Source organism: Frigoribacterium sp. CFBP 13707 (genome assembly GCF_014842245.1).
GTDB lineage: Bacteria > Actinomycetota > Actinomycetes > Actinomycetales > Microbacteriaceae > Frigoribacterium > Frigoribacterium endophyticum.
In genome coordinates this window covers 185,864-199,200 of record NZ_JACYVL010000002.1, presented here as the reverse complement: position 1 = coordinate 199,200, position 13,337 = coordinate 185,864, and the positions used below count along the sequence as shown (strand labels likewise).

Sequence of the window (13,337 nt, the reverse complement as noted above, 5' to 3'; positions counted from 1 at the left end):
ACGCCACGGGTGAGGCCGATCCGTCTCGGTGTGTCGCGGCGCCGGTCGAGGTGCCGGGCGCGCCTGCGGCGTCCGGCCGCCGGAGTAGGGTCGGCGCGACGGCCCCGGCCGCCGCACCGCGACGACGCGAGAGGACCGACATGACCGACGGCACCGCCCCCTCCACCCCCACCGGTGACGACCACGGGGCGGCCGCCTCCCCCGGCCTGGTCGTCCCGCCCTCCGCGCAGTTCGTCGAGGAGGCCGCGGCGGGCCCGGAGCTGGCCGCGGCGGCCGCCGCGGACCGGGAGGGCTTCTGGCTGCGACAGGCCCACGAGCGCCTCACCTGGCACCGCCCTCCCGCCGAGGCGCTCGACTGGACGGACGCGCCCGTCGCCCGCTGGTTCGCCGACGGAACCCTCAACGTGGCCTACAACTGCCTCGACCGGCACGTCGAGGCCGGCCACGGCGACCGCGTCGCCCTGCTGTGGGAGGGCGAGCCCGGCGACAGCCGTGCCGTCACCTACGACGAGCTGACCCGGGAGGTCAAGCGCGCCGCGAACCTGCTCGCGTCGCTCGGCGTCGGGGCGGGCGACCGCGTCGTCGTCTACCTGCCCCAGATCCCGGAGGCGGTGGTGGTCATGCTCGCCGTCGCCCGCCTCGGCGCCGTGCACTCCGTAGTCTTCGGCGGGTTCAGCGCCGAGAGCCTGCGTGCCCGCATCGACGACGCCGGGGCGACCGTCGTCGTCACCGCCGACGGCGGCTGGCGACGGGGAACGGTGTCGCCCCTGAAGCCCGCCGTCGACGCCGCGCTCGCCACGGGCGGGCCGTCGACCGTCCAGACCGTGCTCGTCGTGCGCCGCGGCGGCCAGGCCGTCGACTGGGCCGAGGGCCGCGACCTCTGGTGGCACGAGGCCCTCGACGGCGTCGGCGACGAGCACGTCGCGCAGCCCTTCCCGGCCGAGCACCCGCTGTTCATCCTCTACACGAGCGGCACCACGGGCCGACCGAAGGGCATCCTGCACACCTCCGGCGGCTACCTGACCCAGGTCGCGACGACCCACGCGACGGTCTTCGACCTCCGCCCGGCCACCGACGTCTGGTGGTGCACCGCCGACGTCGGCTGGATCACCGGCCACAGCTACGTCGTCTACGGGCCCCTCGCGAACGGCGCGACGCAGGTCCTCTACGAGGGGACCCCCGACTCCCCCGCTCCAGGGCGCTGGTGGGACATCGTCGAGAAGTACGGGGTGACCCTCTTCTACACGGCCCCGACGGCCATCCGTGCCGCGATGAAGGCCGGGCGGCAGCTGCCCCTCGCCCGCGACCTCTCGTCGCTGCGCCTGCTGGGCTCCGTCGGCGAGCCCATCAACCCCGAGGCCTGGCTCTGGTACCGCGAGGTGGTCGGCTCGGGCCGCACCCCCGTCGTCGACACGTGGTGGCAGACCGAGACCGGCGCGATCATGGTCTCGCCGCTGCCCGGCGTCACGGCGACCAAGCCCGGGGCCGCGCAGACGCCGGTGCCGGGCGTGGTGGTCGACGTGGTCGACGACGACGGGGCACCCGTCGGCCCCGGCGGCAGCGGGCTGCTCGTGGTCACCGAGCCGTGGCCGTCGATGCTGCGCGGCATCTGGGGCGACCACGAGCGCTACGTCGAGACCTACTGGGGGCGCTTCGGCGACCGGTACTTCGCCGGTGACGGCGCTCGTCGCGACGACGACGGCGACATCTGGCTGCTCGGGCGCGTCGACGACGTGATGAACGTGTCGGGGCACCGGCTCTCGACCGCCGAGATCGAGTCGTCGCTCGTCGCCCACCCCTCGGTCGCCGAGTCGGCCGTCGTCGGGGCGGCGGACGAGGCGACCGGGCAGGCCGTCGTCGCCTTCGTGGTGCTGCGCGACGGCGCCCGCGGCGCCCAGGCCCCCGAGGAGGCGGTGGTCGCCCTGCGGGAGCACGTCGCCCGCCAGATCGGCAGCATCGCCCGACCGCGCACCGTCGTGCTGGTCGACGAGCTGCCCAAGACCCGCTCGGGGAAGATCATGCGGCGCCTGCTCCGGGACGTCGCGGAGGGCCGGGAGGTCGGGGACACGACCACGCTCGCCGACGCGACCGTGATGAGCGCGATCAGCGCCGGCCTGCGCTGATGCCCACCGGGCAGGGCTCCCGGTCGGGAGCCCTGCGGCCGGGCGGGGTCAGGCGACCTCGAGCACGAGCTCGACCTCGACCGGGCTGCCGAGCGGCAGCGCGGCGACGCCGACGGCGCTGCGAGCGTGGCGGCCGGCCTCGCCGAACACCCGGCCCAGCAGCTCGGAGGCGCCGTTGATCACACCGGGCTGCCCGGTGAACGCCGGGTCGGACGCGACGAAGCCCGTCACCTTCACCACCCGGACGACCTCGTCGAGCGAACCGAGCACGGTCGCCGCGGCGGCCAGGGCGTTGAGCGCGGACCGTGCTGCGAGGTCACGGGCGGCCTCCGGCGTCACCAGCCCGGGGGCCTCGCCCACGACGCCGGTCGCCGGGAGGGCGCCGTCGACGAACGGGAGCTGGCCGGCCGTGAACACCAGCTGGCCGCTGCGGACGGCGGGGATGTAGTCGCCCGCGGGGGCGGCCACGGCGGGGAGCTCGAGGCCGAGCTCGGCGAGGCGAGCGGCGACGTCGGCCATCAGGCGCCCTGCGGCTTCTCGCGCTTGAACCAGGCGACGGGGCCGCCCTCCGGCCCCTGCGTGACCTGCACGAGCTCCCAGCCCTCGCTCCCCCAGTTGTTCAGGATCGCGGTGCTGTTGTGCACCATGAGCGGCGTGGTCATGTACTCCCAAAGGACCATTTGTGGTTCCTATCAGCTCGGATGTCGTCGGTGTCACTTACCCTGATCTTATGTCTGCCCAAAAATCGAAGCCCACGTCCGTCGTCGGGGCGCTCTTCGGATTCGTCGGCTTCAGCGTGCTGGCCGGCCTCCTCGTCACCATCGGCGTGACGCCGGCGATCGCCGTGGCGGGCATGACCGCCTCGAGCTCGATCGGGGTCTTCGAGTCGATCCCCGAGTACATCGAGATCGGCAAGCTGTCCCAGCGCAACACGCTCTACGCCAAGCAGGGCGGGCAGGACGTCCCCTTCGCGACCCTCTACAGCGAGAACCGCGTCGAGCTCAAGTGGGACCAGGTCTCGGGCAACCTGAAGAACGCCGTCCTCGCCGGTGAGGACCGCCGCTTCTACGACCACGGCGGGGTGGACGTCACGTCGCTCGTGCGCGCCGCGGCGGGGTCGCTCGGGGGCGGCGAGCTGGGGGCCAGCGGCGGCGGATCGACGTTGACCATGCAGCTGGTGCGCAACATCCGCATCGCTCAGTCGCAGCAGCTCGACACGCAGGAGGAGCGTGACGCCGCCTACAAGGAGGCGACGACGACCACGCTCGACCGCAAGCTCGAGGAGATGAAGTTCGCCATCGGGCTGGAGAAGAAGTACTCCAAGGACGACATCCTGCTCGCGTACCTCAACATCGCGTACTTCGGCGACCAGACCTACGGCGTGCAGGCCGCCGCCCAGCACTACTACAACAAGTCGGCGCTCGACCTGACCGTCGAGGAGGCCGCGAGCCTCATCGCCATCGTGCAGTACCCCGACACCCGCAACCTCTCCACTCCGGAGAAGTACGAGGGCAACAAGGCACGACGCGACGTCATCATCAAGTCGATGAAGGCCGAGGGCTTCATCGACGAGCCGACGATGCAGGCGGCCCTGGCCGCGGACATCGCGAGCTACGTGCACCTGACGACGCCGACTCAGGGCTGTGCGGCCGTCACGGCAGCCGGAGCCCAGTACTTCTGCGACTACGTGAAGAAGAACATCAAGAACCTCGCCGTCCTGGGTTCCTCGCCTGAGGAGCGCGAGAAGAACTGGGCGACCGGCGGCTACAACGTCTACACGACCCTCGACCTCGACCTCACCGCCAGCGCCAAGGAGAAGGTCGACCGGTACGCCCCGGCGAGCGAGACCCGGCTCCAGCTCGGCTCGGTCGTGAACACCGTCGAGGCCGGCACGGGCCGCGTGCTCGTCATGGCGCAGAACACGACGTTCTCCGAGGTGGCGTCCGACGACCGCACCCAGACCTCCGTGAACTTCAGCACCGACCAGCAGTACGGCGGCTCGGGTGGATTCCAGCCCGGCTCGACCTACAAGCCCTTCACCCTCATCGACTGGCTCGAGCAGGGCAACGGCGTGAACCAGTCCGTCAACGCGACTCCCCGCACCTTCCAGCTCACGGCGGACGGTCGTCCGACCGTGCGCTGGACGCCGAAGAACGACGCCGGTGAGCGCCCCGGCAGCATGACCGTGGCCGCCGCGACGGCACAGTCCATGAACACGGCGTACGCGTCGATGGCCTCTCAGCTCGACCTCGCCGACATCGCCGGGGTCGCCGAGAAGCTCGGCGTGCACCGCGCCGACGGGAACCCGCTGGCCTACGAGAACCCGTCGTCGATCCTCGGCTCGAACGAGGTCGCCCCGCTCACGATGGCCACGGCCTACGCCGCGATCGCGGCCGGCGGCAAGTACTGCGAGTCGATCATCGTGGACAACATCAAGGACTCCTCGGGTGCCGACATCGGCGGCCAGCCCCAGGCCTGCACCCAGGCGCTGGACCCGGACGTCGCCGCGGGCGCCGCCAAGGCGATGTCGGGTCTCTGGACCTCCGGGACGGCCGTCGGCGGCCTGCCCCGCGACGGCATCCCCGAGATCGGCAAGACCGGCACCACCGACGACAAGGACCAGATCTGGATCATCGGCGCCTCGACCCGCGTCGCCACGGCCATCTGGCAGGGCAACTACGACTTCACCGGCGGCAAGAAGAGCCTCCGCGCCTACTCGTCGCCCGTGCAGCCCAGGAACGGCAGCTACGCGAACGCACGGACGGCTTTCTTCCGTGAGGTCCAGACCGTCAACAACGCCGCGTACCCGGGCGGAGCCTTCGTGGCCCCCTCGAACGCCGTCCTCCGCGGCACCGGGGTCAGCGTCCCCGACCTCGCGGGCAGCACGCCCGCCGCCGCCCAGACGCTCCTGCGCAGCACCGGCCTCAAGTACGAGGACGGCGGCGTGCAGGCGTCGACGCTGCCGGCCGGGCAGGTCAGCGGATCGGATCCCGCCGGCGGGACGCTGGTGGCCAAGGGCTCGACCGTGCGCGTCTTCACGTCCGACGGATCGCTGGCGACCACCGTCCCTGACCTGACCGGGCAGGACCTCGAGGGCGCCGGTGCCGCCGTGGCCGGGGCCGGCTTCACCACCGCGCTCGGGGTCTCCGGCTTCACGGCGGGCGACGGCAAGAACCAGTGCCGGGTGGCGAGCAGCGACCCCGCCGCCGGGACGTCCGTCGCGAAGGACACGGCGATCTCGGTGGTCCTCTTCGGCAACAAGGACGGCAAGGACCCGGGCGGCTGCTCGTGAGCCCCGTCACCGCAGGACGCCTGACGGCCGCGACCGCTGCGGCGGGCGCGGCCGTCGGCCTGGGAGCGTTCGCCTGGGGCGCTCTCGTCGAGCGCAACCGCTTCACCGTGCGTCACGAGGTCCTCCCGATCCTCGAGGCGGGGTCCCGGTCGCTGACCGTCCTGCACCTGTCCGACCTGCACCTCGCCCCCTGGCAGTCGGAGAAGCAAGAGTGGGTCCGCGGGCTGTCCGTGTACGAGCCGGACCTCATCGTGAACACGGGCGACAACCTCGGGCACGCCGATGCCCACACCGCGCTCGAGTACACGCTGGAGCCATTCCGTGGCGTGCCGGGCGTCTGGGTCAACGGGTCCAACGACTACTTCGGCCCGGTGCCGAAGAACCCGCTCCGGTACTTCGCCGGGCCCAGCAGGCCGCACCGGGCGCCCGCGCCGCTCGACGTCGACCGGATGGAGGCGTTCTTCGCCGACCTGGGCTGGCTCGACCTGAACAACACCGCGCGCGCCCTGGAACTCCGGGGCAACCGGCTCGAGCTCTTCGGGGTGAACGACGCCCACCGGGGCTGGGACCGCCTCGACCGCCTCCCCGGTGCCCTCGACGACCTCCGCGAGAACGTCGGCTGGCAGGACGACCGGGGCGGGCCGGACCCCATCGGCATCGGCGTCACGCACGCGCCCTACCAGCGCGTGCTCAACTCGTTCGTCACGAACGGCGCCGACGTCATCTTCGGCGGCCACACGCACGGCGGTCAGGTGCGGGTGCCCGGCTACGGCGCACTCGTGACCAACTGCGACATCCCCCGCAGCAAGGTGAGCGGGCTGACGACCTGGAGCCACGCACGGCGCACCGCGCACCTCGAGATCTCCGCAGGGCTCGGCACGTCGATCTACGCCCCCGTGCGGTTCGACTGCCGCCCCGAGGCGGTCGTCGTGACGTTGACCGCCTGACTCGCTCCCCCTCGGTGCCCACCGCCCGGCGGTGGCACGCGGACCCCGATTCATCCGCTATCCTTGTACACGTTGCTTCGGCAGGCAGAGATGCCCACCGAGATGACGGGGTGTGGCGCAGCTTGGTAGCGCGCCTCGTTCGGGACGAGGAGGTCGTGGGTTCGAATCCCGCTACCCCGACACACGACGCATGGCTGGACCCTAGGGTCCAGCCATTCGTCGTTCTGTGCTTTCTTCACGACGCTGAAGGGGAGGCTGGACCCTAGGGTCCAGCTTTTTTGTCGTTCTGTGCTTTCTTCACGACGCTGAAGGACAGGCGGGGGCCTACGGGTCCGGCCTTCCTGTCGTTCTGTGCTTTCTTCACGACGCTGAAGGGGAGGCGGGGGCCGGGTCAGGCGAGGCGGCCGCTGCTCTCGGCCAGGTAGCAGGCGCCGCAGAGCGACTCGTACGTGACCTGCTCGCCGTCGATCGCGACCTGGTCCCCGTCGAAGACGAACCGGTCACCGACCTTGCGCGCGTTGAACACGGCCTTCCGCCCGCAGCGGCAGATCGTCTTGAGCTCCTCGAGGCTGTGCGAGACCTCCATCAGGCGCAGGCTGCCCGGGAACGCCAGCGTGCGGAAGTCGGTGCGGATGCCGTAGGCCAGCACGGGCACGTCCTCCAGCACGGCGATGCGGAGCAGGTCGTCGACCTGCTCCGGTGACAGGAACTGCACCTCGTCGACGAGCAGGCAGGCGAGGTCGGAGCCGGTCTCGTCGCGCACGCGCGCTCGCTCGGCACAGAACACCGACAGCACGTCGTCGCCCGGCGCGAAGGTGACGTCGACGGTCCGGGTGACGCCGAGCCGCGACACGACCGCGTCGTCGCCCTTCGTGTCGACCCGGGGCTTCGCCAGCAGCACGCGCTGGCCGCGCTCCTCGTAGTTGAAGGCCGCCTGGAGCAAGGCCGTGCTCTTGCCGCTGTTCATGGCCCCGTAGCGGAAGTAGAGCTTCGCCACTACTGGAGGTAGCCGTCCTCCGCCGCCCGACGGATCAGCTCGCTCTTCTTGCTCGCCGGTCGGTTGGCCTTGGCGTACTTCTCGCGCACCCGGCGCAGGTAGGTCTTCGCCGTCTCGTACTGGACGTTCATCTGGGCGGCGACCTCGTTGGTGCTGAAGCCCGAGACGTAGAGCCGGAATGCCTCGGCCTCGCCGGCGCTCAGCTTGGGTCGGCTCTGGTTGGTCGCGCCGACCGGCAGCGGCCGCCAGTCCCGCTGCGGCGACGAGTCGCGGGCGACGCCCATCACCTGGCGCGCGGCGTCCATGACCTCACGCATGGGCAGCGACTTCGACAGGAACGCGCTGGCCCCGGCGTCGAGGGCGCGCTCCCGCGACTCCCGCGTGTCGAGGCTCGACAGCACGACGACCTTGGCGCCGGCGGCCCGGCAGGTGCGGACCCGGGCCTCGATCGAGACGGGCTCCTTGAGCTGGAAGTCGAGGAAGACGAGGTCGGTCGGGAAGTTGTCGCTGTGCACCAGCTGCAGCCAGGTGTGCGCCGTGAGCACGAGGTCGAAGTCGTACGCGTTGACGTTGATCCAGCTCGAGAGGCTGTCCAGGAGGACCTCGTGGTCGTCGAGGATGGCGAGGCGCACCCGGCGGGTGGCGGGCGTCTCGTCGCCGGGGCCGACCGTGCTCCACGACGGAGCGGCGGCGGGCCTGCCGAAGCCCGGGCGGAGGGACGAGCGGCCGCTCGACTCAGTGCTGGTCATAAGAAAACCTTAGTGTCAGGAGGGGGGAGGTGGCGTCGACCTGCAGGTCGCCGAAGACGATGCGGAGCACGGCGAACCACGGTGCGAAGCGGCGGCGGACGACGAACTCCCCCACCGTGGTCGGGACGCTCACGAGGGCCTCGACGCGCTCGTCGACCCGTCGGAGGTCGACCCGCACGTCGTCGGCCTGGACGCCGTCCCGCTCGCCGAAGGCGACGAGCAGGGCGCGCAGCGACGTCCTGTGGTCCGGGGTCATCGCGGAGGCGACGAAGTCGGGGTCGACGACGATGCCCGAGACCCCGCTCGTCGGGCTGACGAAGAGGTGCTCGAGCCACGACCGGTCGGCCTCCGCCACCATCGACACCCGGAGCTGGTCGGCGATGTCGCGGGCGCGCTGGGCGTCGGCGGCCGTCACCGCCCCGCGGTCGACGAGCGACGAGAAGAACGGCACGACCTCCCGGTTGAGGATGGTGACGCGGTCCTGCTGCACCGACCGGGCGATGCTCGCCCGCAGCTCGTCGGCGCTGGCGCGCCGGAAGGTCGTCGCGCGGTCGATCCACCGCTCGACCAACAGCGTGAAGGTGCGGGAGAAGGAGGCGGCGGCCGCGGAGAGCGCCACGACCGGCACGACGGCGACGACGACGAACGTCGTGGTCGGCACGGCCGTCACGAACCAGGGCCGTTCGAGCAGCACGACCACGGCCACGACGACCGCGACGACGAGGCCGGCGACGAGGATCTCGGCGGCGGGTCGGTAGGGGGCGACGCCGAGCAGCAGGACGCCGACCGCGAGCGACGACCAGTCGTCGCGCACGAGCTCGTTCTGCCCGAGGAGACCGAGCGCCTCGAGGGCGACGGCGGCGCAGGAGAGCACGACCACGGCCACCAGGGAGCGACGCCGGAACGGCGCCCGGAGCGGGCTGGCGGAGAGCACGAGCACGAGGCCGGCCGCCGCCAGGGCCGCGACCGCGCCCACGGACGCGGCCGGGTCGACGATCTCGTCACGACCGCTCAGGGTCGCCGACACGGCCACGGCGAGGGCCGCGACGACGGTGATCAGCGACACGGGACGGGAGGCCAGGGCCCCCACGGGGTCGACCTGCTGCGGGGTCCGCTCGCGGTCGCTCATGCGGCGTCGCCCGTCCGGTCGTCCGAGCGCGCGACGTCCGACGCGCCCTCGGCGCCGGGCACCGGGACCGTGTCCCCCGGCTCGTCGGGGCCGGTGGCCGGGACGCGGATGACGACGGAGGTGCCGCTGCCGGGCGACGACCAGACCTGCGCCGAGCCCCCGACGCGCTCCATGCGCGCCCGGACCGAGTTGCTGAGGCCGAGCCGGTCACGGGGCACCGCGTCCTGGTCGAAGCCCGCACCGTCGTCGATGACCATGACCGAGAGCTCGCCGCCGTCGCCGTAGACGACGACCTCCGCGCGGCGCACCCCGCTGTGCTTCTCGACGTTCGTCAGGCACTGGGTCACGGCCAGGCCGAGCGCCTGGCCCACCACGGGCGCCAGGCGGGCCACGGCAGCGACGTCGCCCGTGACGCCGATCTCCAGCCCCCGGGCGCGCCCCTGCTCGACCGCGCGGGCGAGCTGGCTGTCGTCCCACTCGGCCGTCGCGGCGTCGACCCCGGGCGGGGCGGGGTCACGCAGCCATTCCTGGCCGACGAGCGTCTCGAGGTCCGCCGCCATCGACGAGGCGAGCGACGGGTCGAGCCGGCCGGGGCCCGCGGTCGCGACGGCGGCGAGGTGGTTGAGGACGGTGTCGTGGACGAGCGCCGCGGCCTGCTGCTCCATGTCGTGACGGATGCTCTGGAGCTGCTGGTCGACGGCGGCGCGGTGGATGCTCGGCTGGGCCCGCCGAGCCCGGTCGCGGGCGACGAGGGCGTAGCCGAGGGTGGCGACCACGACGGCCCAGGCCACCACCGTCGTCACGTCGACCTTCGGGGCGGACCCGGTCTGCCAGGTCGCGAGCTGGGTGGCCACCTCGCCGAGCACGAGGCCGCCCGTCGCCCAGGCGATGCTGTGGCGCGGGCGCACCCCGCTCGCCCCCACCATGACCAGGGCGATCTTGGGGAGCGAGAGCGAGAAGGCGTCGGAGGCCTGGATCGACGGGACCTGGGCGAAGAGGGTGAGCGCGTACCAGTAGAGGCAGGCCGAGCCGAGGAGGAGGTAGGCGGCGTAGCTCGTGGCGCTGCGGTAGGTGGCGACGACGAGCACGAGCGCCGCCATCGTCACGACCGCGACCAGGGCGGGCCACAGGATGAGCGACGGCATGCCCACCTGGTTGCTCACCAGCAGGAGGGCCGCGCCGGCGAGGACGACGCACGCGATCACGTGACAGGAGCGCGCGAGCGCGCGACCGGTGCTCTGGGGAGCGAGGTGGGCGGGCAGTCCGAGCAGCACCGTGCCTCCTTCGCTCCGTGGCTGGCCTGATGATCATGCCAGAACATGGACCAGCTCATGTACCCCGTTATCTGGGGCCACCCCCGGATCGACTCGCAGGAGGGTCGTGATCTGTGCCCCGGTCGCTCAGAAGAGCCGGGGATGCGCGGAGCGTGCCCCGCCGGGGAGCTCCTCCGCCAGCAGCGACCGGGGAGCCGACGTCGGGGTGAGGTTCATCAGCCGCAGCGACTGCTCCGCGTCGTCGAGCGCCCGCGACCGGGTCGTGCCGGTCGAGGGGTCGGCCTCGCCGCGCTGCAGCCCGTGCTGGGCCAGCAGGGGCCGCATCCGCCCCGCGAGCCAGCGGCGGTACCCCGTGGGCGCGTAGGTGCCGTGCGCGTAGAGCTCGCGGTACTGGGGCAGCAGCTCCGGGTGCTCGCGCTCGAGCCAGGCGAAGAACCACTCCTTGACCCCGGGCTTGAGGTGCAGCGCGCTGTAGAGCACCGTGGTGGCCCCGGAGTCGCGGACGGCCTCGAGCGCCGTGGTGAGGTGTTCGCGCGTGTCGGTGAGGTACGGCAGCACCGGCATCATGAAGACGGAGCAGCGGAGGCCCGCGTCGGTCGCCGCCCGGACGGTGGCGAGCCGCGCCGCGGTCGTGGGCGTGCCCGGCTCGATCGACTGCTGCAGGTCGTCGTCGTGGACGGCGACGGACATCGCGATGTCGACCGGCACGTGCTCCGCCGCCTCCGCCAGCAGTGGCAGGTCGCGGCGGAGGAGGGTGCCCTTCGTGAGGATGCTGAACGGCGTGCCCGAGTCGGCGAGCGCCGCGATGATGCCCGGCATGAGGCGGTAGCGCCCCTCGGCCCGCTGGTACGGGTCGGTGTTCGTGCCGAGCGCGACCGGGTGCCGCTGCCAGGACGGCCGGGCGAGCTCGCGGGCCAGGACCTCGGCGACGTTGACCTTGACGACGATCTGGCGGTCGAAGTCGTCGCCGCCGTCGAGGTCGAGGTACTCGTGGGTGGGTCGCGCGAAGCAGTAGACGCAGGCGTGGCTGCAGCCCCGGTACGGGTTGACCGTCCAGCCGAACGGCAGGGCGCTGTCTCCGCCGGGCACGCGGTTCAGCGCGCTCTTGGCGAGGATCTCGTGGAAGGTGACGCCGGCGAACTCCGGCGTCGCGACCGACGCCACGAGGTTCGACAGCTTCGCGAGCCCGGGCAGAACCGAGTCGCTCTCCGTCGCCATCGCCTGCCCGCTCCACCGCATGCGTCCATTAGAACACACGTTCGATCGGGCCGGGACGCCGGCGACGGGGTCAGGCGTGGATGCGCAGCGCCTCCGCGGTCGCGCCGAGGGTGGCGGCGGCCCGCTGCTCGTCCGTCGCGACGGACTCCCCGTAGGTCGGCACGAGCCGCCGGAGCACCGGGGTCCAGCCCGCGATGCGGTCGGGGAAGCAGCGCTCCAGCACGTCGAGCATGATCGGCACGGCGGTCGAGGCGCCGGGCGAGGCACCGAGGAGGCCGGCGATGCTGCCGTCCGCCGCGGCGACGACCTCGGTGCCGAACTGCAGCACCCCGCCCTTCTCCACGTCGCGCTTGATCACCTGGACGCGCTGGCCCGCGGTGATGCGGTACCAGTCGGCCGGGTCGGCGTCGGGCATGAACTCGCGCAGCGCCTCGAACTTGGTCTCCTTGCTCGCGGCCAGCTGGCCGACGAGGTACTTCACGAGGCCGAGGTTGGCGAGGCCCGCCCGGATCATCGGGTAGAGGTTGTGCGGCCGGATCGACATCACGAGGTCGAGCACGGAGCCGTTCTTGAGGAACTTCGGGCTGAAGCCGGCGTAGGGCCCGAACATGAGGCTCGCCTCGCCGTCGACGATGCGGGTGTCGAGGTGCGGCACCGACATGGGCGGCGACCCGACGGCGGCCTTGCCGTAGACCTTCGCCCGGTGCTTCGCGACGACCTCGGGGTCGTCGGTGCGGAGGAACTCGCCGCTGACCGGGAAGCCGCCGAAGCCCTTGATCTCGTCGATGCCCGACTTCTGCAAGAGGTGCAGCGCGCCTCCCCCGGCCCCCACGAAGACGAAGCGGGCGTCGACCGTCGTGGGCGTGCCGCCGACCTGCTTGCGCATCTTGATGCGCCAGGTGCCGTCGCCGAGCTGCTTGAGGCCCGTCACGCGGTGGTCGAGCTCGAGGCGGGCGTCGTTCGCCTCGAGGTGCTCGATGAGCAGCCGGGTCAGCGCCCCGAAGTCGACGTCGGTGCCGGCCTCGATGCGGGTCGCGGCGATCGGCTGCCCCTTCGAGCGGCCGGGGATGAGCACGGGGGCCCACGAGCGGATGACGGAGGCGTCGGTGCTGAACTCGAGACCGCGGAAGAGCGGGTGGTCGCGCAGGGCCTCGTGGCGCTTGCGCAGGTACTCGACGTTCTTCTCGCCCCAGACGAAGCTCATGTGGGGCGTCGACGAGATGAACGCGGACGGGTCGGGCAGGGCGCCCTCGGCGACGAGGTGCGACCAGAACTGCCGCGAGACCTGGAACTGCTCGTTGACCTTGACGGCGCTGCTGATGTCGATCGTGCCGTCGGAGCGCTCGGGCGTGTAGTTCAGCTCGCAGAGTGCGGAGTGGCCGGTGCCCGCGTTGTTCCACGGGTTGCTCGACTCCTGGGCCACGTCGCCGAGGGCCTCGTAGATCTGGATCGTCCACGTCGGCTCGAGCTGCTTGATCATCGCGCCGAGGGTGGCGCTCATGATGCCCGCCCCGATCAGGGCGACGTCGACTGGCTTCGGTGCATCGGTCACGGCGTCAGTCTAGGCCGACGCGCTCACGGCGGGGCGAGCGGCCCCGGGGAGGCGGC

Annotated in this window: 11 protein-coding genes and 1 tRNA gene; 4 read left to right on the top strand and 8 right to left on the bottom strand. The window is 72.2% G+C overall.

Going from position 1 to position 13,337, the window contains the following annotated elements; all coding sequences use genetic code 11:
• The first annotated feature begins 140 nt into the window (after positions 1-140).
• Positions 141-2,123: an acetate--CoA ligase gene (gene acs, locus IFT45_RS04675; RefSeq protein ID WP_192126948.1), complete on the top strand. Its 1,983-nt coding sequence runs from the start codon at positions 141-143 to the stop codon at positions 2,121-2,123.
• A gap of 48 nt (positions 2,124-2,171) precedes the next feature.
• On the opposite strand, the gene IFT45_RS04670 is transcribed toward acs, so the two are convergent.
• Complete coding sequence (locus IFT45_RS04670; RefSeq protein WP_185231840.1) at positions 2,172-2,642, bottom strand: RidA family protein; 471 nt, start codon at positions 2,640-2,642, stop codon at positions 2,172-2,174.
• Positions 2,642-2,803, bottom strand: a complete 162-nt coding sequence (locus IFT45_RS04665) for a hypothetical protein (RefSeq protein WP_185231838.1) — start codon at positions 2,801-2,803, stop codon at positions 2,642-2,644. The genes IFT45_RS04670 and IFT45_RS04665 overlap by 1 nt, the downstream gene beginning before the upstream one ends.
• Before the next feature lie 50 nt (positions 2,804-2,853).
• On the opposite strand from IFT45_RS04665, the gene IFT45_RS04660 reads away from it, so the two are divergent.
• The 3 genes from IFT45_RS04660 to IFT45_RS04650 all read left to right on the top strand — a co-directional run bounded on the left by IFT45_RS04660 (position 2,854) and on the right by IFT45_RS04650 (position 6,542).
• The gene (locus tag IFT45_RS04660; protein ID WP_192126946.1) at positions 2,854-5,415 is read left to right on the top strand and encodes a transglycosylase domain-containing protein; all 2,562 of its coding nucleotides are present in this window, start codon (positions 2,854-2,856) and stop codon (positions 5,413-5,415) included.
• Complete coding sequence (locus IFT45_RS04655) at positions 5,412-6,362, top strand: metallophosphoesterase (RefSeq protein WP_192126938.1); 951 nt, start codon at positions 5,412-5,414, stop codon at positions 6,360-6,362. The genes IFT45_RS04660 and IFT45_RS04655 overlap by 4 nt, the downstream gene beginning before the upstream one ends.
• 106 nt (positions 6,363-6,468) lie before the next feature.
• A tRNA-Pro gene (locus tag IFT45_RS04650) sits at positions 6,469-6,542 on the top strand.
• A gap of 211 nt (positions 6,543-6,753) precedes the next feature.
• Here the strand turns inward: IFT45_RS04650 and IFT45_RS04645 are convergent.
• The 6 genes from IFT45_RS04645 to IFT45_RS04620 all read right to left on the bottom strand — a co-directional run bounded on the left by IFT45_RS04645 (position 6,754) and on the right by IFT45_RS04620 (position 13,281).
• Entirely contained in the window at positions 6,754-7,359 is a 606-nt protein-coding gene (locus IFT45_RS04645) for a thymidine kinase (RefSeq protein WP_192126936.1), read from the bottom strand.
• On the bottom strand, positions 7,359-8,108 hold the full coding sequence (locus tag IFT45_RS04640; RefSeq protein WP_082514262.1) for a response regulator: 750 nt from the start codon (positions 8,106-8,108) through the stop codon (positions 7,359-7,361). The genes IFT45_RS04645 and IFT45_RS04640 overlap by 1 nt, the downstream gene beginning before the upstream one ends.
• Positions 8,095-9,237 carry a hypothetical protein gene (locus IFT45_RS04635; RefSeq protein ID WP_185231832.1) on the bottom strand — a complete coding sequence of 381 codons (1,143 nt, stop codon included), beginning with the start codon at positions 9,235-9,237 and terminating at the stop codon, positions 8,095-8,097. The genes IFT45_RS04640 and IFT45_RS04635 overlap by 14 nt, the downstream gene beginning before the upstream one ends.
• Entirely contained in the window at positions 9,234-10,511 is a 1,278-nt protein-coding gene (locus IFT45_RS04630; RefSeq protein WP_192126934.1) for a sensor histidine kinase, read from the bottom strand. Before IFT45_RS04630 ends, IFT45_RS04635 begins: the two co-directional genes overlap by 4 nt.
• Before the next feature lie 126 nt (positions 10,512-10,637).
• Positions 10,638-11,750: an Rv2578c family radical SAM protein gene (locus IFT45_RS04625; protein ID WP_192126932.1), complete on the bottom strand. Its 1,113-nt coding sequence runs from the start codon at positions 11,748-11,750 to the stop codon at positions 10,638-10,640.
• Positions 11,751-11,799: 49 nt separating this feature from the next.
• Complete coding sequence (locus tag IFT45_RS04620) at positions 11,800-13,281, bottom strand: malate:quinone oxidoreductase (protein ID WP_192126930.1); 1,482 nt, start codon at positions 13,279-13,281, stop codon at positions 11,800-11,802.
• Positions 13,282-13,337: the final 56 nt, after the last annotated feature.